The organism is Bradyrhizobium sp. ma5 (genome assembly GCF_042258955.1).
Lineage (GTDB): Bacteria > Pseudomonadota > Alphaproteobacteria > Rhizobiales > Xanthobacteraceae > Bradyrhizobium.
In genome coordinates, this window is sequence record NZ_CP170156.1 from 1,664,740 (window position 1) to 1,688,972 (window position 24,233).

At 59.9% G+C, this 24,233-nt stretch carries 18 protein-coding genes and 2 pseudogenes; 19 read left to right on the forward strand and 1 reads right to left on the reverse strand.

Annotation, left to right across the window (positions count from 1 at the left end):
- The first annotated feature begins 468 nt into the window (after positions 1-468).
- From ACE103_RS07785 to ald, 8 genes are all read left to right on the forward strand, one after another.
- Positions 469-1,563 (forward strand): hypothetical protein, encoded by a 1,095-nt coding sequence (locus ACE103_RS07785; protein WP_375778952.1) that lies wholly within the window; start codon positions 469-471, stop codon positions 1,561-1,563.
- Positions 1,556-1,897, forward strand: coding sequence for a hydrogenase maturation nickel metallochaperone HypA (gene hypA / locus ACE103_RS07790; protein WP_375778953.1), 342 nt, complete (start codon positions 1,556-1,558; stop codon positions 1,895-1,897). Before ACE103_RS07785 ends, hypA begins: the two co-directional genes overlap by 8 nt.
- Positions 1,897-2,856 carry a hydrogenase nickel incorporation protein HypB gene (gene hypB, locus ACE103_RS07795; RefSeq protein ID WP_375778954.1) on the forward strand — a complete coding sequence of 320 codons (960 nt, stop codon included), beginning with the start codon at positions 1,897-1,899 and terminating at the stop codon, positions 2,854-2,856. Before hypA ends, hypB begins: the two co-directional genes overlap by 1 nt.
- Positions 2,853-5,114, forward strand: coding sequence for a carbamoyltransferase HypF (hypF, locus tag ACE103_RS07800; RefSeq protein ID WP_375778955.1), 2,262 nt, complete (start codon positions 2,853-2,855; stop codon positions 5,112-5,114). The genes hypB and hypF overlap by 4 nt, the downstream gene beginning before the upstream one ends.
- A gap of 1 nt (position 5,115) precedes the next feature.
- Positions 5,116-5,352 carry a HypC/HybG/HupF family hydrogenase formation chaperone gene (locus ACE103_RS07805; RefSeq protein WP_375778956.1) on the forward strand — a complete coding sequence of 79 codons (237 nt, stop codon included), beginning with the start codon at positions 5,116-5,118 and terminating at the stop codon, positions 5,350-5,352.
- Positions 5,349-6,491, forward strand: a complete 1,143-nt coding sequence (gene hypD, locus ACE103_RS07810) for a hydrogenase formation protein HypD (RefSeq protein ID WP_375778957.1) — start codon at positions 5,349-5,351, stop codon at positions 6,489-6,491. Before ACE103_RS07805 ends, hypD begins: the two co-directional genes overlap by 4 nt.
- Positions 6,488-7,534: a hydrogenase expression/formation protein HypE gene (gene hypE / locus ACE103_RS07815; protein ID WP_375778958.1), complete on the forward strand. Its 1,047-nt coding sequence runs from the start codon at positions 6,488-6,490 to the stop codon at positions 7,532-7,534. Before hypD ends, hypE begins: the two co-directional genes overlap by 4 nt.
- A gap of 753 nt (positions 7,535-8,287) precedes the next feature.
- Entirely contained in the window at positions 8,288-9,400 is a 1,113-nt protein-coding gene (gene ald / locus ACE103_RS07820; protein ID WP_375778959.1) for an alanine dehydrogenase, read from the forward strand.
- Between the two features lie 246 nt (positions 9,401-9,646).
- Here the strand turns inward: ald and ACE103_RS07825 are convergent.
- Positions 9,647-10,225 (reverse strand): annotated as a pseudogene (locus tag ACE103_RS07825) (IS630 family transposase); the annotation flags it as partial.
- Between the two features lie 144 nt (positions 10,226-10,369).
- On the opposite strand from ACE103_RS07825, the pseudogene ACE103_RS07830 reads away from it, so the two are divergent.
- From ACE103_RS07830 to nifX, 11 genes and pseudogenes are all read left to right on the forward strand, one after another.
- Positions 10,370-11,333: pseudogene (locus ACE103_RS07830) on the forward strand (IS481 family transposase).
- Positions 11,334-11,781: 448 nt separating this feature from the next.
- Complete coding sequence (locus ACE103_RS07835) at positions 11,782-11,976, forward strand: 4Fe-4S binding protein (RefSeq protein WP_342709650.1); 195 nt, start codon at positions 11,782-11,784, stop codon at positions 11,974-11,976.
- Positions 11,977-12,162: 186 nt separating this feature from the next.
- Positions 12,163-13,659, forward strand: a complete 1,497-nt coding sequence (sufB, locus tag ACE103_RS07840; protein WP_375778960.1) for a Fe-S cluster assembly protein SufB — start codon at positions 12,163-12,165, stop codon at positions 13,657-13,659.
- A gap of 70 nt (positions 13,660-13,729) precedes the next feature.
- Positions 13,730-14,482: a Fe-S cluster assembly ATPase SufC gene (sufC, locus tag ACE103_RS07845; protein WP_375778961.1), complete on the forward strand. Its 753-nt coding sequence runs from the start codon at positions 13,730-13,732 to the stop codon at positions 14,480-14,482.
- 20 nt (positions 14,483-14,502) lie between these two features.
- Entirely contained in the window at positions 14,503-15,825 is a 1,323-nt protein-coding gene (gene sufD, locus ACE103_RS07850) for a Fe-S cluster assembly protein SufD (RefSeq protein WP_375778962.1), read from the forward strand.
- Complete coding sequence (locus ACE103_RS07855) at positions 15,822-17,069, forward strand: cysteine desulfurase (protein ID WP_375778963.1); 1,248 nt, start codon at positions 15,822-15,824, stop codon at positions 17,067-17,069. Before sufD ends, ACE103_RS07855 begins: the two co-directional genes overlap by 4 nt.
- A gap of 483 nt (positions 17,070-17,552) precedes the next feature.
- Entirely contained in the window at positions 17,553-19,055 is a 1,503-nt protein-coding gene (gene nifD / locus ACE103_RS07860; RefSeq protein WP_375778964.1) for a nitrogenase molybdenum-iron protein alpha chain, read from the forward strand.
- A 67-nt stretch (positions 19,056-19,122) separates the two neighbouring features.
- The gene (nifK, locus tag ACE103_RS07865; protein WP_375778965.1) at positions 19,123-20,679 is read left to right on the forward strand and encodes a nitrogenase molybdenum-iron protein subunit beta; all 1,557 of its coding nucleotides are present in this window, start codon (positions 19,123-19,125) and stop codon (positions 20,677-20,679) included.
- A 97-nt stretch (positions 20,680-20,776) separates the two neighbouring features.
- Positions 20,777-22,423 (forward strand): nitrogenase iron-molybdenum cofactor biosynthesis protein NifE, encoded by a 1,647-nt coding sequence (gene nifE, locus ACE103_RS07870; protein WP_375778966.1) that lies wholly within the window; start codon positions 20,777-20,779, stop codon positions 22,421-22,423.
- Positions 22,424-22,432: 9 nt separating this feature from the next.
- Positions 22,433-23,839, forward strand: a complete 1,407-nt coding sequence (gene nifN / locus ACE103_RS07875; RefSeq protein WP_375778967.1) for a nitrogenase iron-molybdenum cofactor biosynthesis protein NifN — start codon at positions 22,433-22,435, stop codon at positions 23,837-23,839.
- Positions 23,836-24,231, forward strand: a complete 396-nt coding sequence (gene nifX, locus ACE103_RS07880; RefSeq protein WP_375778968.1) for a nitrogen fixation protein NifX — start codon at positions 23,836-23,838, stop codon at positions 24,229-24,231. The genes nifN and nifX overlap by 4 nt, the downstream gene beginning before the upstream one ends.
- The last annotated feature ends 2 nt before the right edge of the window (positions 24,232-24,233 follow it).

Here is a 24,233-nt window from a genome sequence, read left to right on the forward strand (position 1 = left end):
TTGGCATCCGGCGAGCTTTCGCGGACGACGCGCATGCACGGTGGCGCGATATCCCAATAGGTTGCCGCAAACATCTCCCCCGACGCTCGAACGAACCGCTCGGGGTCGAAGTGATCAGATTTCGCACGCGCGGGGCGCTGGCATGATGGGTGCGCCTTCGGTCATGAAGGTGGTTGTCATCCAGCGTAACGGCACTCGGCAACCGCGTGTTGAGCGGAAATCGAGAGTTCGATCCGGGGAAATTGAACTTATTGTCAGCGAGATCGCGCTATTGGGCTTGATTGCCTGTTGCTCGCTGTTATCGGCGTCCTTCGCTCGCGAAGACATGCGGTCCGTCCGTGCCGAAGCGACGGTCCCTGCCATGATGGGGCGGAACGACCGGCCAGCGTCACATCGGATCCATGCGCCAGATCTCAGTTTGAGCGACCGCTGGCATTTCTTCCGCGAGATGATGGTGGAACGGTGCGCATGAGCTTCACCGCCCGCAACGAGATCGAAGTCACCGTATCGCTTTCTGCCGACGTAATCGCTGCAGTCGAGATCCTGCCACGAGTCCGGCCGCCGCTGGCGCGGCTGTTCGCCGGCAAGCAGGCCTTGTCATTGCTCAAGGCTCTGCCGCGGCTCTTCGCGTTGTGTGCCGCTGCGCAACAAACTGCATTACTGTCCGCGATCGAGGCCGCGCGCGACCAAGAGATCATGTGCTCGACAAAGCAGCGTCGTATTGCCCTCGTCGTTGCCGAGCGCATCGCAGAATTGCTGCGTAGTCTCTTTGTCGGACAGCTCACGCCGAACATCGCCAATGCGGCTGCGATCCGCTCCCTGATGCGGGGAATGTCAGTGCTTGTCGGCAGCGCGCAGCCTGCCTACGGCTCTGCGCGACGCGAAGCGATAGCGCAGATTGTGACTGCGCTGGCCGCGCTCGGCATAACGAATGAAGATGGCGCGCTGAGGCCAGGTAGCCCATTCGCGCTGCGCATTGCGGCGCTTGATGAGGTCGACTTGAAGTCATTCCCGATCGAGCACTCGTTCCTGTCCGTTGCCGACGACCGCAACATCGTTGAACGGCTGCTCGTGGATGACGCGACTTTTTGCCACTGTCCCGATCTTGCGGAACATGCGCCCGAGACGGGTCCATGGGCGCGCCAAATGACGCGTGATCGGCTCCCGCTGGGCCGGTCGGGTGCGGTCGAGCGGCTGAAGGCCAGAATTGCGGAAATCGTTCGGCTATGCGCTTGGCTCAAGGCCGGTGCTCATACCGATTCGGCGGAGCATGGGATCATCGAAAGCTACAGACTAGGTCCTGGCCGTGCAGCGGCCGCGGTCGAATGCGCCAGGGGGCGCCTCTATCACGCGGTTGAGCTTGATCCTCAGGGCCAGATATCCCGCTTCGAGTTTCTTGCGCCCACGGAATGGAATTTCCATCGGCGCGGACCGCTTGTCCGGAGCCTGCAGGGTGCGGTGCTGACGGCGCGACGACATCAGGATGCGGTTCGTGCGGTGATTGCATCGCTCGATCCCTGCGTCGGCTTCACACTCAATTTTCGCGAAATTGGCGATGCATGAAATGGCGCTTTGTCTGGGCATCATCGAAATCGTCGAGCAGGAGTTGCGTCGCCGATCGTTTTCGCAGGTACGGAGCGTCTGCCTGGAAATCGGGGCGCTCAGCCATGTCTCGCCCGAAGCGATCATGTTTTGCTTTCGGGCCGCTGCAACGCGGACCGTTGCCGACGGCGCGGTTCTTAAAATCGTCGAACTCCCCGGCGTGGCCTGGTGCATGACCTGTTCGAAGAGCGTCGAAATTGTACGGCGAGGTGAGTGCTGTCCTTGCTGCGGCAGCTATCAGTTGCTGGTAACCGCGGGCGAACAGATGCGAGTGAAAGAGCTGGAGATCGATTGATGTGTACCGTATGCGGCTGCAGCGAACAGGCGTCTTTAGCCGGACACGCCGAAGCGGATGATGCGCAAGGCCAGGGGCGTTACTATGCTCATGTGCAGGACGATTGCGACCGCCATCATGTCCATCCGCATGGTGACCAAAGCCCGCAGCATTCATATCAGGCTCGCCACGGTCATCATCACCACGATCGTCCCGGCCATCAGCAGGCTCATGGTGGGCAGGCGTTTCTGAGCTGCGGCGCCGGCCCGGCTGCCTTGAAGGCCGCGGGCATGAGCAGCGAGCGGGTCATTCAGATCGGGCGCGACATCCTTGGCAAGAATAATGGGATCGCGGCGGCCAACCGCGCGCGCTTCGTGGCCGATGATCTGCTCGTGTTTAATCTTGTGTCCAGTCCCGGTGCAGGCAAAACGTCGCTGCTTGTCCGTGCCGCGTCCGAGCTCAGGCGCAGCCGCCCGATCGGGGTCATCGAAGGCGACCAGCAGACCTCGAACGATGCCGAACGCATTCGGGCGGTCGGCGTGCCAGCTATTCAAATCAATACCGGCAAGGGTTGCCATCTCGATGCTGCAATGATTGGCGAGGCTTATCGTCGCTTGCCGCTGCTCGCACGAGGTATTCTCTTCATCGAGAACGTCGGTAATCTTGTCTGTCCCGCGGCCTTCGATCTTGGAGAGGCCTGCAAGATCGTGATGTTATCGACTACCGAAGGTGAAGACAAGCCGCTCAAATATCCGGATATGTTTGCCGCTTCTTCGCTCATGCTGATCAACAAGATTGATCTGGCGTCAGTGCTTGAGTTCGAGTTGGGCAGGACCATCGAATATGCAAGACGCGTCAATCCAACGGTCGAAGTGCTTGCGGTTTCGGCGCGTACCGGCGAGGGTTTTGGCGCACTCTACGCTTGGATCGATAAACAGGCGGCGCATCAAAGGCGCGCCGCGGAGGACACAAAGCGATGAGCGCCACCGCCGCTTGCGGCGACCGAAAACGGCTGCGCGTGCGCGTGAGCGGGGCTGTGCAAGGGGTCGGCTTTCGTCCCTACGTCTATGGCCTTGCCACGCGGTACGGATTGGCGGGATTTGTCATCAATGGGCCCGATGGCGTCACGATCGAGGTTGAGGGTGATCGTGCATCGGCGTTTGTCGCCGCTTTGCCGCTTGAGGCACCTCCACTGGCGCGCATCGACCACATCTGCGTTCAAGAGACCGCAGCGCTCGTGGTGAAAGATTTTTTGATCGGCACGAGCGAAGGTGGCAAGTTGTCAACCCGGATCGTCGCCGATGCCGCGACTTGCCAGCAATGCCTCAGTGAGTTATTCGATCCAGAAAGTCGCCATTACCTTTATCCCTTCATCAGTTGCTCGCATTGCGGCCCGCGCTATACCATCGCCGAACAGCTTCCGTACGATCGCCGCAACACGGTCATGAAGGCTTTTAGGCTTTGTGCCGCCTGCGTGGCTGAGTATGTCGATCCGGCCAGCCGCAGGTTCCATGCGGAGGCGATCGCGTGTCCGACATGCGGCCCTCGGCTCAGCCATGGGATCAACGCCATTGTCGCGGCGATCGCCGGCGGTCAAATCGTGGCGATAAAGGGGCTGGGCGGGTACCAGCTACTGTGCGACGCGCGCAACCAAGGCGCCGTGCAGCGCTTGCGCAGCAGAAAGCAGCGCCTTGAGAAGCCGTTCGCGGTCATGGTTGGTTCCATAGAGCGGGTCAATGAGATCGCGGACGCGAATGCGCCCGAGCTTGCGCTCCTCGAATCCGTAGCTCGCCCCGTCGTCCTTCTAGCTACGCGCAATCGTCTAGCGCCCGGCATAGCTCCTGGCTTATCGCGTGTGGGTGTCATGCTGCCTGTAACCCCGCTGCATCACCTCATCCTTCATGTGCTTCGCTCGACAGGAGCATGGCTTGAGGGGGCCGGCCCCGTCATCGTCGCGACCAGTGCCAATCCTTGCGGCGAGCCGCTACTGATCGACAACGCGCAGGCGCTGCGGCGGCTCGAGGGGATCGCCGACCTTGTCGTGACCCATGATCGCGAGATCCTAACGCGTGCCGATGACTCCGTGGTGTCGGTGGTGGCGGGCCGGACCCAATTCATTCGTCGCGCCCGTGGCTATGTTCCCGAACCGGTCCGGCTTGCGAAGTCTGTGCCGCCCGTGCTCGCCGTCGGCGGCGCGTTGAAATCGACCGTCACCATCACGCGGGACAATGAAGCGTTCGTGTCCCAGCATATTGGCGATCTCGATACCGCCGAAGGCATCTGTGTGTTCGAGGAGACGATCCGGCACCTCACATCGACCCTTGGCGTGGAGCCTGTCGTCATCGCCCATGATCTGCATCCCAATATGGCGTCTACCAGGTTTGCGGAAGCGAGCGGCCGCGCGCGGGTCGCAGTCCAGCATCACCACGCACATGCTGCCGCCGTCATCGCTGAGCGTGGCCATACGGGACCTGCGCTTGCGCTGGTGCTCGACGGCCATGGCTTTGGCTCCGACGGGGGCAACTGGGGTGGTGAGCTATTGTTGTGCGAAGGGACGAGGTCTCGACGCATCGGGCATTTCGCGCCCCTGCAAATGCCTGGCGGAGATCGTGCAGCCCGCGAGCCGTGGCGGATGGCGAGCGCAGTATTGCAGTTGCTCGGCCGGGGAAACGAAATCGGGCCCCGCTTTGCAGCGCAACGGCAGGCTGAGCGCGTGCAGGCATTGCTTGATCAGCCGGGCGGGGCCACCACGACCAGCGCGGGCAGGTTGTTCGATGCAGCGGCGGCGCTGCTGGGGATTGCGAGTGTGCAGAGCTATGAGGGCGAAGCCGCGATGAAGCTCGAGGCGCTGGTGCGACGGACTGCGATTTTCGATGCCGGCTGGACGATCGATGGCGGCGTGCTGTCGCTTCGTCCGCTGTTTGCACGCTTGATTGCAGACAAGATTGACGCCGCCGACGGAGCCGGGCTGTTTCATGGCACCTTCGCCGCCGCCTGCATTGACTGGGTCACGCGCTCTGCGCGAACGACCGGGGTCAATACCGTCGTTCTAAGCGGCGGCTGCTTCCTGAACGTGGTGCTGGCGGATGAAATCCAGCGCGGTTGCAGCAGCGTCGGTCTCATCCCGCTGATGCCACGGCAGCTGCCACCCAATGACGGTGGCTTGAGCCTTGGCCAAGCCTGGATTGCCGCTCTGCAGATTGCTGAACAGTCGTCAGCCCTGGAAGGAACAGCCTGATATGTGTCTTTCGGTCCCGGCAGAGATCGCGAAAGTTCTTCCCCACGACATGGCGATCGTGTCCATCGACGGCGTCAGCCTGGAAGTATCGATCGCTCTCATCGACGAACTCGACGTCGGCGACTACGTCCTTGTCCATGTCGGCCATGCGCTGGCCAAGATCGACCCGATAGAAGCCAAGCGCACGATGGAGCTCCTGCAAGAGCTAGGCAGCGCAGGGCTGGAGCTCCGATCATGAAATATGCCGACGAATTTCGCGACAAGACCATTGCGCTGGGCCTGGCGCATGCGATTGGCGCCGAGGCCGGTCCACAAAGGACCTATAGGTTCATGGAATTCTGCGGCGGACACACGCATGCGATCTCCCGCTACGGACTGGAGGATTTGCTGCCCGCGAACGTCCGCATGATCCACGGGCCGGGTTGTCCCGTCTGCGTTCTGCCCGCCAGCCGGATCGACATGGCGATCCGGCTCGTCGAGCGGCCGGAGGTCACACTGTGCGTCTACGGCGACCTGATGCGCGCGCCCGGGTCGCAAGGACAGTCCCTGTTGCGAGCCAAAGCGCTCGGCGCTGACATTCGGATGGTCTATTCGACGCTCGACGCTATCCGGCTCGCCGAACAGGTGCCGAGCCGGGAGGTAGTCTTCTTTGCCATCGGATTTGAGACCACGACGCCCCCGACAGCGGTGATGATCCGGATTGCCGAGAAGAAGAGGCTGAAGGGCCTCAGCGTGTTCTGCAACCACGTGCTTACGCCGTCTGCGATGCACAGCATTCTCGAGAACCCAAAGATCCGCAATATCGGCGGGGTCGCAATTGACGGCTTCGTCGGGCCTGCACATGTCAGCACCATCATCGGTACGCGGCCCTACGAGCCTCTGGCGGAACAATTCGGTAAGCCGATCGTGATCGCGGGATTTGAACCGCTCGACATCATGCAGGCGATCCTGATGCTGGTGCGCCAGGTGAACGAAGGCCGTTATGAGGTGGAGAACCAATACAGCCGCGCGGTGACGCGCGACGGTAATCGGCGTGCCAAGGACGAGGTCTTGCAGGTATTCGAACTGCGGGAGCAGTTCGAATGGCGTGGGCTTGGGCTTGTACCCAACAGCGGACTCAAGCTGAAGCGGGCTTACGCGCGATTTGACGCCGAGGCGCGCTTTGCTATGCACGAGCTGCGTGTCGCCGACAATCCGGCGTGCGAGTGCTGCGCGATCCTGCGCGGCGCCAAGCGGCCAGTTGACTGCAAGCTGTTTGGAACCGTCTGCACGCCGGAAACTCCCATAGGGTCCTGCATGGTCTCGTCGGAAGGTGCTTGTGCCGCGTATTGGACATATGGCCGAGTTCGCGATGATGGGGTGAGGCGGATGTCATGAGCGCAAAGGCCTATCAACACAAGCTCGACCTCGAGAACGGACGCGTTGATCTTTCCCACGGATCCGGGGGCCGTGCCATGGCACAGCTGATCTCGGGCGTTTTTCACGAGGCCTTCGGCAATGAATGGCTCGCCCGCTGCAATGATCAGTCGGCGTTTGACGTTACGACAGGCAGGATGGTGATGACGACCGATAGCTATGTGGTTTCGCCGCTGTTCTTTCCCGGCGGCAATATCGGGTCACTCGCCGTGCACGGCACGATCAATGATGTCGTCATGGCCGGCGCGCGTCCACTCTATCTATCGGCCAGCTTCATCATCGAGGAGGGTTTCCAGTTTTCGGATCTGAAGACGATTGCGGATTCGATGGGCGCGGCGGCGCGCGGCGCCGGCGTTTACATCATCACTGGGGACACCAAGGTCGTCGAGCGCGGCAAGGCGGATGGTCTGTTCATCTCCACGACCGGGATCGGGGTTCTGGCCGATGGGCTCGATCTCTCCGCCGACAGAGCAAGGGTCGGGGACCGTGTCCTGGTGTCTGGTAGCCTCGGCGATCATGGGGTGGCGATCATGTCAAGGCGCCACAACGTCGCCTTTCAAATCGAGATCGTCTCGGATTCCGCAGCGCTGCATAACCTCGTAGCCGTCATGGTCGCGGCCGGTGGCCGTGGCATCCGGGTGATGCGTGACCCCACGCGCGGCGGTCTTGCCGCCTCCCTAAACGAGATTGCGCATCAATCTGCGCTCGGGTTCCGTCTGCAGGAAGCGGCCATTCCGGTGAAGCCCGCGGTTGCGGCCACTTGCGAACTTCTTGGGCTTGATCCGATCCATGTCGCCAATGAGGGCAAGCTCGTTGCGATCGTCGCGCCCGATTTGGCCGATGCCGTGCTCGCAGCCATGAAGGCGCATCCGCTCGGATGTGATGCAGCTGATATTGGCGAGGCGGTAGCTGACGATCACAAATTTGTGCAGATGGCGACCAGTTTCGGCGGTGGACGAATTGTCGATTGGTTGTCGGGCGAACAATTGCCCCGGATCTGTTGAGCACGTCACGCTCATTTGCGGCGGGCATGAAGGCGTCATGCATGCGCATCTTCCGAGTTTTGGGAAACCAAATTCGAGATCAATGGTGATTAGCCATCAGCAAAGAAAACGAGCCTAAAAATTTGCGGCCAGTCCTGCTCAACTGGCTGGCTGCGATGTTCGCTCGTCAAGAAATTCGGCAACTCCCACTTGCCACTCCAGGGCTGAGGGGAGGCGTGGACCGCTCCTATGAGACTCTTTACAAGGCTTCGACTTGCATCGCGCCGCTTGATTTTGGGCTACTGTTGCACAAGAGCTGCTTTGAGATCAGAGATTCGCGATCTCCCCTCTTGGATCAAGGTGGCTCAGGAGAACGGACTGACCACCAAGGTTCCATGCAGTCATTGACCTCGCGTACAGCCAACGCGTGATTCGCAGGCAATGAGATGAGGATACGTTCGCCCAGAGCGGAAGGCCCCTTTGTCATCGCCGCGGAAGGTAATTCTGTAGGCGTTATCAAGACGTCCACTGTTCCATTATATCCCTTTCTTTTTCAGCAGCGGGCTGCCATTTGCGGTCGAGAGTCTGTTCGCTTCGGCCGCGGGGAACGATGGTTAAGCTCAGAGTGGTCATTCAAACCGTCCAGTATCTGTTTGTTTGAAATCCTGCGCCGCTGGTCAAAGATCGCTGAATTCCTGCGCCTTTTGCGCACCTGCGTCGAAATATCGCTGCGCTTTTCCGATTAGAAAGGCTCTCCGGGCAGGGAGTTTTCAAATGAAGGTCGGAGTTCCCAAGGAAATCAAGGTCGACGAATACCGCGTGGGCCTTACCCCTGGAGCTGTTCGCGAATATGTGGCCGCGGGCCACCGCGTGATGATCGAGGCCAATGCCGGCGCGGGCATTGGTGCCGCCGACGACGATTACCGCAACGCCGGCGCAACGATTCTAGCGTCCGCAGTTGAGGTATTCGCATCGAGCGAGATGATCGTAAAGGTCAAGGAGCCTCAGCCGTCCGAATGGAGCCAGCTGCGGGAGAGCCAGATCCTCTTCACTTATCTGCACCTGGCCCCGGATCCGGAGCAGGCCAAGGGGCTCCTAGAATCCGGGTGCACCGCGATCGCCTATGAGACCGTAACTGATGCGCATGGTGGTCTTCCACTGTTGGCACCGATGAGCGAGGTCGCGGGTAGACTTGCGATCGAAGCGGCGGGTAGCGCCCTGAAGCGGAGTGCAGGCGGACGTGGGCTGTTGATCGGTGGGGTGCCTGGTGTTCAGCCGGCTCGGATCGTGGTGATTGGAGGTGGCGTCGTTGGTACGCACGCGGCGCGCATGGCGATCGGTTTGGGCGCAGAGGTGACCATCGTCGACCGCTCGATACCGCGGCTCCGCGAGCTGGATGAGCTATTTGAAGGGCGCGTTCGGACCAGGTTCTCGACCATCGACTCGGTGGAGGAGGAGGTATTTGCGGCCGATGTGGTGATTGGTGCGGTGCTCGTTCCAGGTGCGAGCGCGCCGAAGCTAGTCCGGCGGGGCATGCTGAGTTCGATGCGTAAGAGGGCCGTGATCGTGGACGTCGCTATCGATCAGGGCGGCTGCTTTGAGACATCGCACCCAACGACTCACGCTCGTCCAACTTACGAAGTGGATGGCGTCATTCATTATTGCGTGGCCAATATGCCCGGCGCCGTGCCGCTGACCTCGAGCGAGGCACTGAACAATGCCACGCTGCCGTTTGGCCTGGCTCTGGCCAACAAGGGTTTTTCCGCCGTGCTCGAAAATCCGCACCTGCGCGCGGGCCTCAATGTCCATCGGGGCCGGCTAACCTACAAGGCCGTGGCCGAGAGCCTCGGGCTCCCGTTCTCACCGATCGAACAGGCTGCGGCATGATCCCAGCCCTCACGCGGCGTTTTCTCCCTGACTTGGGCCACCCCTCGGGGCGGTTTTGTTTGGGGCTCTATCAATCCGCTCAGCGTCGCTGGCATTTGTTTGGAACGTGGAGCGAAGCCGGGATCACCAGACGATCGCGTTTGGATTTCAGTCGTCCTCGTGATGCGAAACAATGTACTTTCGCCCCATACACGGCACCTGAATGCAGGTTTTCCGGCGGGGATTGAACATTGTGTGCAGCGGCTCACCTAGATTGTCCATGATGACGATGTCGCCGTGCCGCAGGGTCGGGACCAGAACCTTCTCGATATAGACAAGGAAGGCTTCGCCGTTGATCGGTCCCTCGAGGAACGACGGAGCGGTAATGCGATCGCGGCGCAAGGCGGCCATGAAGGTCATGGTCTGCCAGCGGCCGTGCGGTACCTTGGCTTTGATACGTTAACCGCGCGGCGCCCAGCCCCGCAGCGGCGCCATACTGGTCTTGGTCCAGGTCTCATCGATGAACACCAGCCGAGTGGGATCGATCCGATCCCGATACTTGGTCCACTGCGCCCGCCGACGGGTGACATCGGGACGATCCTGCTCGGCGGCAATCAGCGTCTTTTTTTAACTGAGCTTCTCGGCGTGGACGAACTCCCACATCGTGCGGTAATCGACCTTCAGGCCACGCTCAGCGAGTTCGGCCACCAGCCCGCGCACGGTAAAATCGTTTCGGCACCGTTGCATCAGACATTCGCGGTGCGGCCCCGCAATCTTCTTTGGCCGATACCCCCCGATCTGGTCTGGCTTGACGCTACCGGTTTCGTGGAAGCGCTGTACCCAGTTGGGCAGCGGCTCAATTTGGGGTCGGCATCAGCACGGCTTCCGGTTTGGGAATCCCAAATCGATTCAAGCTAGGCCCATCCCGCTCTAGGTGTTAGTCCCGGGCTTTGATGGTGCATTCTTGTCGCACGATTCGAAGGATGCGCTATGGGACAGGTTTTACACGGCTGCGCCACCACGACGGAGGCAATCCGTCGAGCAATACAAAATAGTCAAGAGAGCCTGAGAGCACTCGCCAGGCGCTACGGGATCAACCAAAAGACCGTCGCGAAGTGGAAGGCGCGCGACCGTCGCCGATCTCTCGACAGGCCCGAAGGAAGCCAAATCGACCGTGGTTTCAATCGAGAAGGAGGCGATCATCGTCGCTTTCCGGCGGCATACGCTATTGCCGCTCGACGATTGCCTCTATGCGCTGCAGCCGACCATCCCACATCTGACGCGGTCATCCCTGCATCGCTGCCTTCAGCGCCACAGCATCAGCCGATTGCCGGAGGTTGAAGGCGGTAAGCCTTCGAAGAAAAAGTTCAAGGCTTATCCGATCGGCTATTTCCACATCGACATCGCTGAGCTCCAGACTGCCGAAGGCAAGCTCTACCTCTATGTCGCAATCGATCGCACCAGCAAGTTCGCCTTCGTGCAACAGGTCAGGAAGACGGGAAGGACCTCCGCCTCGGCCTTCCTCGAAGCTCTGATCGCGGCTGTCCCCTACAAGATCCACACGGTGCTCACCGACAATGGGATCCAGTTCACCTTCCCACGGCGCTACGCGGACGGCCCGACGGCAGGATGCGTGACACATATGTTCGATATGCGCTGCCAAGAGAATGGCATCGAACATCGGCTGACCAAGATCAAGCATCCCTGGACCAATGGCCAGGTCGAGCGCATGAACCGCACGATCAAGGAAGCGACCGTCCAACACTACCATTACGATCGACACGATCAGCTCGGAGCAGACCTGGCCGACTTCATCACCGCCTACAACTACGCTTGGCGGTTGAAGACCCTGAAGGGCCTCACACCCTACGAATACATCTGCAAATGCTGGACTTCCCAGCCAGAACGATTCAAACTCAATCCGCTCCAGAAAATGCCGGGACTAAACACCTAGAGAGCCCGCGATCATCGGAGTGTGACTTTATCTGGCGCAATCGCCGCGACCGTTTCTGGCCGTGCTGTGGAGACGCGCCGAATCCGCCGTCGTTCCGGTGAACAGAGCCAATATGATGGGCCACGCGACCTGACGCAGCAGCGGAGCACTCGGGGAAGAAGCGGGGCGCCCTGATTGTAGCCGCGTCACCGCAGCCATCGGAAGGATGGCGCCCTGGGGCTGCGAACGCGGTTCTCCTGGTCGGCTGAACGCCGTCAGATCGACGAAGCGTTCAAACCACGGCATCGAGATCAAGCTGCCGTGACGCCGATTGTAGGATTTGCGACACGCCGTCAAGGTGGCGCCATGCGCTATGGAAAATAGCCGAGACAAATCAGGCCTAGGCTCTTTGGCACAAGACTTGAACGCAAGAAACCGTCCCGCACCTTTTGCTTATGGAATCGCAGTGATGGCCTACAAGATAATCGCGTCCCAGTGCACCGTCTGCGGTGCGTGTGAGTTTGAATGCCCCAACGCCGCGATCAGTTTGAAGAACGACATCTATGTGATCAATCCGACCAAGTGCACCCAATGTGAGGGGCATTTTGACGCGCCGCAATGCGCCGTCGTTTGCCCCGTGCCCGAGACCTGCGTGCCGGCATAAGGAGTAGCTGATGAGTGGGGCTCCGGCGCGAAACATGATGACGACACTACCGACGGCGTCCGTCTTTTGGATTCGACGCCTGGTTCTCGCGCTCGCTGGCCCCGAGTTGGCCGTGACTTGCGCGATCAGCTCGGAAAGGGCGGGCCGGAACTGGTTGGAGTCGTCCTTGCGCGAGCGGAGGCGGCAATGGTAGCTGTACAAGAGACGGTCGAGCGCGTCCGGCGCATCGACGTCGACCAGTATCGATATGGGTTTGAGACGCAGATCGAGTCCGACAAGGCCCCGAAGGGGCTGTCGGAAGACACCGTCCGCTTCATCTCCGCAAAGAAGAATGAGCCGGCCTGGATGCTGGAATGGCGCCTGGAGGCGTATCGCCGCTGGCTGACCATGACCGAGCCGACCTGGGCGCGCGTCAACTATCCGAAGATCGACTATCAGGACATCTACTACTACGCGGCGCCGAAGCCGAAGAAGACGCTGTCCTCGATCGACGAGATCGATCCGGAAATCCTCAAGACCTACGAGAAGCTCGGCATTCCCTTGCGCGAGGTTGCGATCCTCGAAGGCGTCGAGCCGCCGCCTGGTGGCGCGCCGTCGCCCAGCCGCAAGATCGCGGTCGACGCCGTGTTCGATTCGGTGTCGGTGGCGACCACCTTCCAGAAGGAGCTGAAGGCGGCCGGCGTGATCTTCATGCCGATCTCGGAGGCGATCCGCGAGCATCCCGAGCTGGTGCAGAAATATCTCGGCACCGTGGTGCCGACCACCGACAATTACTTCGCGACGCTGAACTCGGCGGTGTTCTCCGACGGCTCGTTCGTCTACGTGCCGCCGGGCGTGCGCTGTCCGATGGAGCTGTCGACCTATTTCCGCATCAACGAGCGCAACACCGGCCAGTTCGAGCGCACGCTGATCATCGCCGACAAGGGCTCCTACGTTTCCTATCTCGAAGGCTGCACGGCGCCGCAGCGCGACGAGAACCAGCTGCACGCCGCCGTGGTCGAGCTCGTCACGCTCGATGACGCCGAGATCAAGTATTCGACGGTGCAGAACTGGTACCCCGGCAATTCGGAAGGCAAGGGCGGCATCTACAATTTCGTCACCAAGCGTGGCGACTGCCGCGGCAGGAACTCCAAGATCTCCTGGACCCAGGTCGAAACGGGATCTGCGATCACCTGGAAGTATCCGAGCTGCATCCTGCGCGGCGACAATTCGAGCGGCGAGTTCTACTCGATCGCGATCTCGAACGGCTACCAGCAGGTCGACTCTGGCACCAAGATGATCCACCTCGGCAAGAACACGTCGAGCCGGATCATCTCCAAGGGCATCGCCGCCGGCAAATCGCAGAACACCTATCGCGGCCTGGTCAGCGCGCACCGCAAAGCCACCGGCGCGCGCAACTACACCGCCTGCGATTCGCTGCTGATCGGCGACAAATGCGGCGCGCACACCGTGCCCTATATCGAGGCCAAGAACGCCTCGGCGATACTCGAGCACGAGGCGACGACGTCGAAGATTTCAGAGGATGTGCTGTTCTACTGCGTGCACAGAGGCTTAAGCGAGCAGCAGGCCATCGACCTCGTCGTCAACGGCTTCGCGAAGGACGTTCTGCAAAAGCTGCCGATGGAATTCGCGGTAGAAGCACAGAAGTTGATCTCCATCTCGCTCGAGGGATCTGTCGGATAACTAAAAGTCCCGCGAGCCTCGCCGAATACGGCTCGCGTTCCGAATGACGCATTTCAGGGATCAGGTCAGAATGGCGCTACTCGAAGTCCGAGATTTGCATGTTGGTGTCGAGGACCACGAAATTCTTCGCGGCCTGGATCTTGCGATCGATGCGGGTGAGGTGCACGCGATCATGGGGCCGAACGGCTCCGGCAAATCGACGCTCTCTCAAGTCATCGCCGGCAAGCCGGGCTATGAGGTCACCGGCGGACAAATCCTGTTCAGGGGCGAGAACCTGCTGGAGATGGAGGCCAATGAGCGCGCCGCCAAGGGCGTGTTCCTGGCGTTCCAGTATCCGGTTGAGATCCCCGGCGTGACCACCATGAACTTCCTGCGCACGGCCCTGAACACCCAGCGCAAGGCGCGCGCCCAACAGGAATTTTCCACCCCCAAATTTCTGAAGAAAGTCCGCGAGGTCGTCAAGTCGCTCAACATCCCGCAGGACATGCTGAAGCGCGGCGTCAATGTCGGCTTCTCCGGCGGTGAGAAGAAGCGCAACGAGATTTTGCAGATGGCTCTGTTCGAGCCGAGTCTGTGCATCCTGGACGAGATAGATTCCGGCCTCGACATCGACGCGTTGCGGATTGCCGCCGATGGCGTCAACGCGCTGCGCTCGCCGGAGCGCGCGATGGTCGTGATCACCCACTATCAGCGGCTGCTCAACTACATCGTTCCCGATGTCGTCCACGTGATGTCGAAGGGCCGGGTGGTGAAGAGCGGCGGCAAGGAACTGGCGCTGGAGCTCGAGGCTTGTGGCTACGCCCAAGCCGAGGACGCGGCCTGACCCGCTTAAGGAATTTCCTGATGAAGCAGGTTTTAGCCAAAGCCGGCGCCGGACGTCCAATGGGCAATGTCTTCGCCGCGGCGCATGGACGGCTGCCCGGCACAGGCCCTGTCGCCCATATCCGTGCAAGGGCATTCGAGGCCTATCAGCGTGCCGGCCTCCCGCATCGGCGTACGGAGGCTTGGAAATACACCGATCTGCGCGCCCTGATCGACGAGGTACTGCCACTCGCTCCGCGACCCGACGCAGCTGCGCTGCTGCGCGCACAGGCGTCGGCTAAACAAGCGGCTGCCGATCAGGCGGTCAAACTCGTTTTGGTGGACGGCATATTCGCGCCTGAGCTATCCGACGTCGGCAGGCTGGAGAATGGGGTCGATGTGCTGTCGTTGCGAGAGGTTCTGGAGAACCCGGCCAATAGCGCGATAGCCGGTCTGGTGCTGTCGACGACGACTGATGCGGTGATCTCGCTCAATGCCGCAATGGCGACCGATGGCCTGGTGATAACGATCGCTGAGGGCCATGCGGTGAAGCGTCCGATTCAGATCGTTCACGTTGCAACCGGATTGTCGGTGTCCAATTTTACGCGGTCCCATCTGCAGCTCGATCAAGGGGCGCATGCGGCTGTGGTGGAAACGTTCGTTTCGGCCGAAGGCGCTAGCGGCTATCAAACCAACGATGCGACAATCGTCCTGGTTGGTGACGGGGCGAGCCTTTCGCATATCCGGGTGGCCGCCGATGCCGCTGACGCCGTGAACATCTCGTCGGGGATCATCGCAGTCGGCGCCAGGGCGAAGCTCAATCTCTTCAACATGACCTGCAGCGGTTCCATCAGTCGCTATCAGGGATTCGTCACGCTGGCCGGCGAGGGATCCAAGCTTTCGGCGAACGGGGTCAATCTTCTCAGGAAAAAGCAGCACGCCGATACAACAATCGTGGTCGACCACGCCGCACCACATTGCACCAGTCGGGAGACGTTCCGCGCGGTCGTCGATGATTGCGGCCGCTCGGTGTTCCAGGGCCGAATCGTCGTTCGTTCCGCCGCGCAGAAGACGCACGCCACGCTGACGACGCGCGCGCTGCTTCTGTCTGACCAGGCCGAGGCGGACAATAAGCCAGAACTTGAAATCTTGGCTGACGACGTGACCTGCGGCCACGGATCGACATCAGGTGCGCTGGATGGCGCTCTCGTATTCTATCTGCGCGCTCGGGGTCTGTCCGAGAAGGATGCGCAGGCGGTGCTGATAAAGGCGTTCCTTGGCGAGTCGATTGAGGAGATCGCCGCCGAGAATCTGCGCGATTTTGTGACCATTCAAGCTGAACACTGGCTGCGGGCGCGGCGATGAGCGTGCATCCCGCGATTAGCAATGGCAGTTATGAGGTCAACCGTCTGCGTACGGACTTTCCTGCACTGGCCATGACGGTGTACGGCAAGCCGCTCGTTTACCTCGATAATGCTGCTTCCGCGCAAAAGCCGAAGGCGGTGCTTGACCGAATGATGCAGGTGTATTCCAGTGAGTATGCCAACGTACATCGGGGCTTGCACTACCTCGCTAACGCGGCGACCGAGGCGTATGAAGGTGCCCGTACCAAGGTGGCGCGATTTGTGAACGCACATCTAAACGAGGAGATCGTCTTCACCCGCAGCGCCACGGAGGCCATCAATCTGGTCGCCCAGACCTTTGGCCGTGAACGCATCACCCCGGGTGATGAGATCGTTCTGTCTATTATGGAGCACCACTCCAATATCGTGCCGTGGCATTTTCTAAGGGAACGACTCGGCGCAGTCATCAAGTGGGCGCCAGTGGATGATGATGGCAACTTTCTGCTCGATGCATTTGAGGGGCTCCTGACCCCGCGCACCAAGATGGTTGCGATCACCCAGATGTCGAACGTGCTAGGTACCGTCCTGCCGGTGAAAGACGTCGTGAGGATCGCACATGCTCGTGGTATCCCGGTGCTGGTCGACGGCTCGCAAGGATGTGTCCATCTGACCGTCGACGTCTGCGACATCAATTGCGATTTCTATGTGATGACAGGCCACAAACTCTATGGTCCGACCGGGATCGGCGTGCTTTACGGCAAGTCTGAGCATCTGGCATCGATGCCGCCCTTCAACGGTGGCGGCGAGATGATTCGCCAGGTCTCGCTTGCCGGCGTCATCTATGGTGGTCCGCCGCACCGGTTCGAGGCGGGTACGCCGCCGATCGTCGAGGCGATCGGTTTGGGTGCGGCTGTGGATTACATCAATTCAATAGGCAAGGAGCGGATTCGCAAGCACGAGAACGAGCTGCTCGCTTACGCGCAGGAGAAGCTGGGGGACATCAACTCCGTGCGCATGATCGGGACGACGGCCGAGAAGGGGCCGGTCATCTCCTTCGATATGAAAGGCGCGCATGCGCATGATATTGCCACCGTCATCGACCGTGCCGGAGTGGCGGTTCGGGCGGGGAGCCATTGTGCGATGCCGCTGCTCGAGCGCTTCGGCGTGCTGGCGACGTGCCGCGCATCTTTCGGACTTTACAACACATGTGAAGAGATTGATACGCTCGTGCGGGCGCTTATCAAGACACGGCAGCTGTTCTCGTGAGCCGACGAGCTTGCCACGTCTAAGTGGCTAGGCCAGGTTGTATTGACCTCAGGATGATGATGAGGTCATGCCCATGGGGCATCATCGTCATCGCAGAGGTAAGTCTCTGTAAGTCTCGGAGCATAGACGGCATTGGCAAGCCCGCAGTCGGCCAACCGGCCTTGCAGGTGGTTTTCCTCGTCACGGGCTGCGCTCCCGCCAGCGTGATCGCGGAGTACAGCGATCGGCAGCCGCACGCCATAAATCGTGCGGTGCAATTTCCCATATAGCCAGCCCTTGTCCCATTTCGAACAGGACCAAGCGAAGGGTTCTCCGGGCAAAGCGCGATGTCGCGTTAGCAACAATATCCAGTTCCGGACCACGAAACGCGCTAATCGATTTCAATCATTCGGCTTTTTGTGCTCACGCCGCACTGGCATGCTCGTTGCAAAGTCTTGGTCAAGAAGTCGCTCTCCCAACAGCTAACCCTTGAAGGACATCAGCATGAGTCTCGCCACGACCCAGAGCATCGCAGATATCAGGGCTCGCAACAAAGAGCTGATTGAGGAGGTGCTGAAGGTCTATCCGGAAAAGACCGCGAAACGGCGCGCCAAGCACCTCAACGTTCACCAAGCCGGCAAGTCCGACTGCGGGGTCAAGTCCAACATCAAATCCATACCCGGGGTGATGACCATCAGAGGCTGCGCCTATGCAGGGTCCAAGGGGGTGGTCTGGGGACCGATCAAGGACATGGTCCATATCAGCCATGGCCCGGTTGGCTGCGGTCAATATTCGTGGGGCTCGCGGCGCAATTACTACGTCGGCACGACGGGCATCGATAGTTTCGTGACGCTGCAATTCACCTCCGACTTTCAGGAAAAGGATATCGTATTTGGTGGCGACAAGAAGCTGGTCAAAGTCATTGACGAAATCCAGGAGCTTTTCCCTCTCAACAACGGCATCACTATCCAGTCGGAATGTCCGATCGGACTGATCGGGGACGACATCGAGGCCGTGTCAAGAGCGAAGTCCAAGGAATATGACGGCAAGACCATCGTGCCGGTTCGCTGTGAGGGCTTTCGCGGCGTGTCGCAGTCGCTCGGCCACCACATTGCCAATGATGCGGTGCGCGACTGGATTTTCGACAAGCTCGAGCCCGAGGGCAAATCAAAGTTCGAGCCGACGCCGTACGATGTTGCGATCATCGGGGACTACAATATCGGCGGGGACGCCTGGTCATCGCGAATTCTGCTGGAGGAAATGGGACTGCGGGTGATTGCGCAGTGGTCCGGTGACGGTTCACTCGCCGAGCTCGAGGCAACGCCGAAGGCAAAGCTCAACATTCTGCATTGCTATCGTTCGATGAATTACATCTCCCGCCACATGGAAGAGAAGTTCGGTATCCCCTGGTGCGAGTATAACTTCTTCGGACCTTCAAAGATCGCAGACTCGCTGCGCAAGATTGCGGGCTATTTCGACGATAAGATCAAGGAAGGCGCCGAACGGGTGATTGAAAAGTACCAGCCGCTGGTGAACGCCGTGATCGCAAAATATCGTCCTCGCCTGGAGGGCAAGACGGTGATGCTGTACGTCGGCGGACTTCGTCCACGTCACGTGATTGGCGCATACGAGGACCTCGGGATGGAAGTCGTAGGCACCGGATACGAGTTCGGCCACAACGATGACTATCAGCGCACCGCCCAGCACTACGTAAAGGACAGCACGCTCATCTACGACGACGTCAATGGCTATGAGTTCGAGCGTTTCGTCGAAAAGCTCCAGCCCGACCTGGTCGGCTCGGGCATCAAGGAAAAATACGTCTTCCAAAAGATGGGTGTGCCATTCCGGCAAATGCATTCCTGGGACTATTCGGGCCCATATCACGGCTATGACGGCTTTGCGATCTTCGCGCGCGATATGGACATGGCTGTCAACTCGCCGGTCTGGAAGAAGACGAAGGCGCCCTGGAAAGAAGCGCCGAAAGCCCGGCTCTTGGCTGCGGAATAAAGCAACTAATCTCGCTCTCTGCGGAGAGCCGGGGCGATACCAAATTCGATAGTGAAGGATCTTAACAATGGCGCAGAGTGCAGAACACGTGCTCGATCATCTCGAACTGTTCCGCGGTCCAGAATACCAGCAGATGCTGGCCACCAAGAAAAAATTCGAGAATCCCCGCGATCCCGCTGAGGTCGAACGTATCAAGGAATGGACGAAAACAGCGGAATACCGCGAGAAGAATTTTGCGCGGGAGGCACTGGCGGTAAATCCGGCCAAGGCCTGCCAGCCGCTTGGCGCCGTATTCGCCTCGGTTGGCTTTGAGGGCACGCTGCCATTCGTCCACGGCTCGCAAGGCTGCGTGGCCTATTACCGCAGCCATCTGTCGCGGCATTTCAAGGAGCCGAGCTCCTGCGTTTCTTCGTCGATGACGGAAGACGCTGCTGTATTTGGCGGCCTCAACAACATGATCGACGGGCTCGCCAACAGCTACAACATGTACAAACCCAAGATGATCGCGGTCTCCACGACCTGCATGGCTGAGGTGATCGGCGATGACCTCAACGCCTTCATCAAGACGTCGAAGGAGAAAGGCTCCGTTCCGGCGGAGTTCGATGTGCCGTTCGCGCACACACCAGCGTTCGTTGGCAGCCACGTCACCGGCTATGACAACGCGCTCAAGGGCATCCTGGAGCATTTTTGGGACGGCAAGGCCGGAACAGCGCCAAAGCTAGAGCGCAAGCCAAACGAGGCAATCAACATCATTGGCGGGTTCGATGGCTACACCGTCGGCAACCTTCGCGAGATCAAGCGCATCCTGGCATTGATGGGCATCCAACACACCATACTGGCCGATAATTCTGAAGTCTTCGATACCCCGACAGATGGCGAGTTCCGCATGTATGACGGCGGTACCACGCTGGAAGACGCGGCCAACGCGATTCACGCCAAGGCGACAATCTCCATGCAGCAGTGGTGCACGGAAAAAACGCTGCCGTTTGTATCTGGGCATGGCCATGACGTCGTATCTTTAAATTACCCGGTGGGCGTATCTGCAACGGATGACTTTCTCGTAGCGTTATCACGCATCAGCGGCAAGGAGATCCCGGAGCAACTCGCGCGAGAGCGTGGCCGCTTGGTCGATGCCATCGCCGACTCCAGCGCGCATATTCATGGCAAGAGGTTCGCGATCTATGGCGATCCAGATCTCTGCTATGGGTTAGCTGCCTTTCTGCTCGAACTTGGCGCCGAGCCGACACATGTGCTGTCGACCAACGGCAATAAGGCGTGGCAGGAAAAAATGCAGGCGCTGTTTGCAAGCTCACCGTTCGGGCAGGCCTGCCAGTCCTATCCGGGCCGGGACCTCTGGCACATGCGCTCGCTCTTGTTCACCGAACCGGTCGATCTTCTGATTGGCAACACCTATGGCAAGTATCTCGAGCGTGACACTGGAACGCCACTGATCCGCATCGGCTTTCCGGTTTTTGATCGGCATCACCATCACCGCTCCCCAGTATGGGGCTATCAGGGCGGCCTGAATGTGCTGGTGAAGATCCTCGACAAGATCTTCGACGAAATTGACAAGAAGACCAACGTTCTTGGCAAAACTGACTACAGTTTCGACATCATTCGTTGATGACGAACAGTGCGCGTGCCATCGTCGAAAAAACTCGACGATGGCACAGGCGCACGATGGGTGACCTTGCAATTGGCTTCGGCTGAGAGGAAAACGGATGAATTCGCTAGCGGCCACCGTCCAGAATATTTTCGACGAGCCGGGCTGCGCCAAGAATGGCAGTAAGTCGGATGCTGAGCGCAAGAAGGGCTGCACTAAGCAGCTGCAGCCGGGCAGTGCTGCGGGCGGCTGTGCCTTCGACGGCGCCAAGATTGCGCTGCAGCCTTTTACCGACGTCGCTCACCTGGTGCATGGTCCGATCGCGTGTGAAGGCAACTCCTGGGACAATCGCGGCGCGGCGTCTTCCGGCTCGAATCTGTGGCGCACCGCATTCACAACCGACATGAACGAAACCGATATCGTGTTTGGAGGCGAGAAGCGACTTTGTAAAGCGATCAAGGAAATCGTGGACAAGTGCGACCCGCCCGCCATTTTCGTCTATCAGACCTGCATCCCGGCGATGATCGGCGACGACATCGACGCCGTCTGTAAGGCGGCATCCAAAAGGTTCGGCAAGCCGGTGATCCCGATCAACTCCCCGGGGTTCGTTGGTTCCAAGAACCTCGGTAACAAGCTCGCCGGCGAGGCCTTGCTCGACCATGTGATCGGAACGCGGGAGCCGGACTGCACCACGCCGTACGATATCAACTTGATCGGAGAGTACAATCTTTCGGGAGAACTCTGGCAAGTGAAGCCATTGCTAGATGACCTCGGAATCCGGATTCTCTCCTGCATCTCGGGCGATGGCAAATATGACGAAGTCGCGTCATCCCATCGCGCGCGGGCGGCGATGTTGGTGTGCTCAAAGGCCATGATCAACGTCGCACGCAAGATGGAGGAACGCTACGGGATCCCGTTCTTCGAAGGGGCGTTCTACGGCATCCAGGATTCAAGCGATTCGCTGCGTCAGATTGCCCGCTTGTTGGTTGAACGCGGCGCGCCGAAAGAGCTGCTCGGGCGCACCGAAGCGGTGGTCGCGCGCGAGGAAGCGCGGGCCTGGGCCGCGATCGAGCCGTACCAGCCACGCTTCAAAGGCAAGAAGGCTTTGCTGATTACGGGCGGCGTCAAGTCGTGGTCGGTCGTTGCTGCACTGCAGGAAGCCGGGCTCGAATTGGTCGGAACCAGCGTGAAGAAGTCAACGAGGGAAGACAAGCAACGCATCACGGAGCTTATGGGGCAAGATGCCCACATGATCGAGGATATGACGCCGCGGGAAATGTACAAGATGTTGAAGGACGCAAAAGCGGACATCATGCTATCGGGCGGCAAATCGCAGTTCGTCGCGCTGAAAGCCGCGGTGCCCTGGCTCGATATCAACCAGGAGCGTTGCCACGCCTACATGGGCTATGTGGGCATGGTCAAACTAGTGGAGGAGATCGATAAGTCGCTTTCCAATCCGATGTGGGAACAGCTACGTCGACCAGCGCCGTGGGAGGCCTTGGCCAGGGCGAAGGTGCAGATGCAATCGCCGGTGGCCGGGATCGCCCGCGATCCGGCGCTCGCCGAAACGGCGCGGCGCGCGAGGAAGATCTGCTTCTGTAACACGGTCGATCTCGGCACGATCGAGGATGCGATCTACGGGCATGGTCTGAGGAGCGTCGAGGCAGTCAGAGAGTACACTGATGCGGTCGGTGGCTGCTGCAGGAGACGTATCGAGGAGATCTTGGTGTCCTCGCCATCTGCCGCGCCACAGGCCGCAGAATAGGGAGGTGTCATGGCCATCGTCACGGCGCCGATAAAAGCCTGCGCGGTTAACCCGCTGAAGATGAGCCAGCCGATCGGCGGCGCATTCGCCTTCATGGGGCTGCGTGAGGCGATGCCGCTTCTGCACGGCTCGCAAGGGTGCACTTCCTTTGGGCTCACGCTCTTTGTGCGCCATTTCAGGGAGGCCGTACCGCTGCAGACCACGGCGATGAGCGAGGTCTCGACCGTGCTCGGCGGCTATGAGAATCTCGAGCAGGCGATACTGAATATCCACAACCGTGCCAAGCCAAAGATCATCGGAATCTGCACGACCGGCGTCACCGAGACCAATGGTGACGATGTGGATGCCTACCTCAAGCTCATCCGCCACAAGCATCCGCAACTCAGGAAATTGGCGCTGGTCAATGTCTCGACGCCCGATTTCAAGGGTGCGTTCCAGGACGGCTGGGAGAAGGCTGTGGCGCGCATTGTGGAGTTGCTGGTGGAACGGCCCAACGTCAATGGCCTTCGCGATCCCTCGCGAGTGAATGTTCTTCCAGGATGTCACCTCACGCCAGGTGATCTTGACGAACTCCGTGCCATTCTAGAGGATTTTGGGTTGCGGCCGTCCTTCCTGCCTGATCTGGCGGGATCGCTCGATGGGCATATCCCCGATGAGTTTACGCCAACGACCATCGGCGGCATCGGCGTCGACGAAATTGCGAGCATGGGCCGCGCCGGGTGGACGATAGCAATCGGCGCGCAGATGCGATGCGCGGCAGAGGTCATGCTGGCCAAGAGCGGCGTGCCATTTCGCCTCTTCGATCGGCTGTGCGGCCTCGGTCCGAACGACGAATTCATGACGTTTCTAAGCGAGATCAGTGGTCGGCCCGTACCATTGAAATATCGGCGCCAGCGCGGTCAGCTCACCGATGCGATGCTGGACGCGCACTTCCATATCGGGGGTCGCAGACTCGCGATCGCCGCTGAGCCAGATCTCTTATTTGACCTCTCCAGTATGCTGCACGACATGGGTGCGCAGGTGTGCGCGGCCGTAACGACCACGCAGTCGGAGGTGATCGAGCGGATCAAAACCAAGCAGGTGCTAATTGGCGATCTTGAGGATCTGGAAGAGCTTGCCAAAACCAAGCATTGCGACTTGCTGATCACGCATTCGCACGGCAGGCAAGCGGCGGCTCGGCTGAAAATTGCGTTCCATCGTGCGGGTTTTCCGATGTTCGATCGACTTGGCGCAGGGCACCAATTATCCATCGGTTATCGGGGTACGCGCGATCTGATCTTCGACATCGCCAATCTCGTGATCGCGGACCGCGAGGAGAACCATCAGCCTACGCCCGACAGATGGCGGGCTGCGGCCGCACTGCCACTGAGATCCGGGCACCGCAGCGTCGGTGCAGCCGAGAGGTCAATTGCATGAAGGTTGCATTCGCCACTCAAGACCTAAGACGCGTCGATGCCCATTTTGGTTGGGCAAAGAATATCGCTATCTACGATGTCGCGCCAAGCGGGCACGTGTTTCTCAAAGCGGTTGAGTTTGAGGGCGATCTCAAGCAGGACGGCAACGACGACAAGTTGGCACCGAAGATCGAGGCGATTAAGGATTGCGCAATCCTTTACGTCGCTGCTATCGGCGGTGCCGGTGCTGCGCGGGTGGTCGCCAACAAGGTCCACCCTATCAAGGTGAACAAGCCAGAAGACATCCTTGGGCTGCTCGAAGAGCTCGAGCGTGTCCTGAAGGGAACGCCACCTCCCTGGCTACGCAAGGTCATGGCGAGGGACCAACGGCGCACTTTCGAGTTCGACGACTGAGA

What these genes read in the sequence shown, in the direction of transcription:
- ACE103_RS07805 (WP_375778956.1), top strand. Translation starts at nt 5,116, where the DNA reads ATGTGTCTTTCGGTCCCGGCAGAGATCGCGAAAGTTCTTCCCCACGAC.
- hypD (WP_375778957.1), top strand. Translation starts at nt 5,349, where the DNA reads ATGAAATATGCCGACGAATTTCGCGACAAGACCATTGCGCTGGGCCTG.
- nifD (WP_375778964.1), top strand. Translation starts at nt 17,553, where the DNA reads ATGAGTCTCGCCACGACCCAGAGCATCGCAGATATCAGGGCTCGCAAC.
- ald (WP_375778959.1), top strand. Translation starts at nt 8,288, where the DNA reads ATGAAGGTCGGAGTTCCCAAGGAAATCAAGGTCGACGAATACCGCGTG.
- sufC (WP_375778961.1), top strand. Translation starts at nt 13,730, where the DNA reads ATGGCGCTACTCGAAGTCCGAGATTTGCATGTTGGTGTCGAGGACCAC.
- ACE103_RS07785 (WP_375778952.1), top strand. Translation starts at nt 469, where the DNA reads ATGAGCTTCACCGCCCGCAACGAGATCGAAGTCACCGTATCGCTTTCT.
- hypF (WP_375778955.1), top strand. Translation starts at nt 2,853, where the DNA reads ATGAGCGCCACCGCCGCTTGCGGCGACCGAAAACGGCTGCGCGTGCGC.
- sufB (WP_375778960.1), top strand. Translation starts at nt 12,163, where the DNA reads ATGGTAGCTGTACAAGAGACGGTCGAGCGCGTCCGGCGCATCGACGTC.
- nifE (WP_375778966.1), top strand. Translation starts at nt 20,777, where the DNA reads ATGAATTCGCTAGCGGCCACCGTCCAGAATATTTTCGACGAGCCGGGC.
- hypE (WP_375778958.1), top strand. Translation starts at nt 6,488, where the DNA reads ATGAGCGCAAAGGCCTATCAACACAAGCTCGACCTCGAGAACGGACGC.
- nifK (WP_375778965.1), top strand. Translation starts at nt 19,123, where the DNA reads ATGGCGCAGAGTGCAGAACACGTGCTCGATCATCTCGAACTGTTCCGC.
- ACE103_RS07835 (WP_342709650.1), top strand. Translation starts at nt 11,782, where the DNA reads ATGGCCTACAAGATAATCGCGTCCCAGTGCACCGTCTGCGGTGCGTGT.
- hypA (WP_375778953.1), top strand. Translation starts at nt 1,556, where the DNA reads ATGCATGAAATGGCGCTTTGTCTGGGCATCATCGAAATCGTCGAGCAG.
- nifX (WP_375778968.1), top strand. Translation starts at nt 23,836, where the DNA reads ATGAAGGTTGCATTCGCCACTCAAGACCTAAGACGCGTCGATGCCCAT.
- nifN (WP_375778967.1), top strand. Translation starts at nt 22,433, where the DNA reads ATGGCCATCGTCACGGCGCCGATAAAAGCCTGCGCGGTTAACCCGCTG.
- hypB (WP_375778954.1), top strand. Translation starts at nt 1,897, where the DNA reads ATGTGTACCGTATGCGGCTGCAGCGAACAGGCGTCTTTAGCCGGACAC.
- sufD (WP_375778962.1), top strand. Translation starts at nt 14,503, where the DNA reads ATGAAGCAGGTTTTAGCCAAAGCCGGCGCCGGACGTCCAATGGGCAAT.
- ACE103_RS07855 (WP_375778963.1), top strand. Translation starts at nt 15,822, where the DNA reads ATGAGCGTGCATCCCGCGATTAGCAATGGCAGTTATGAGGTCAACCGT.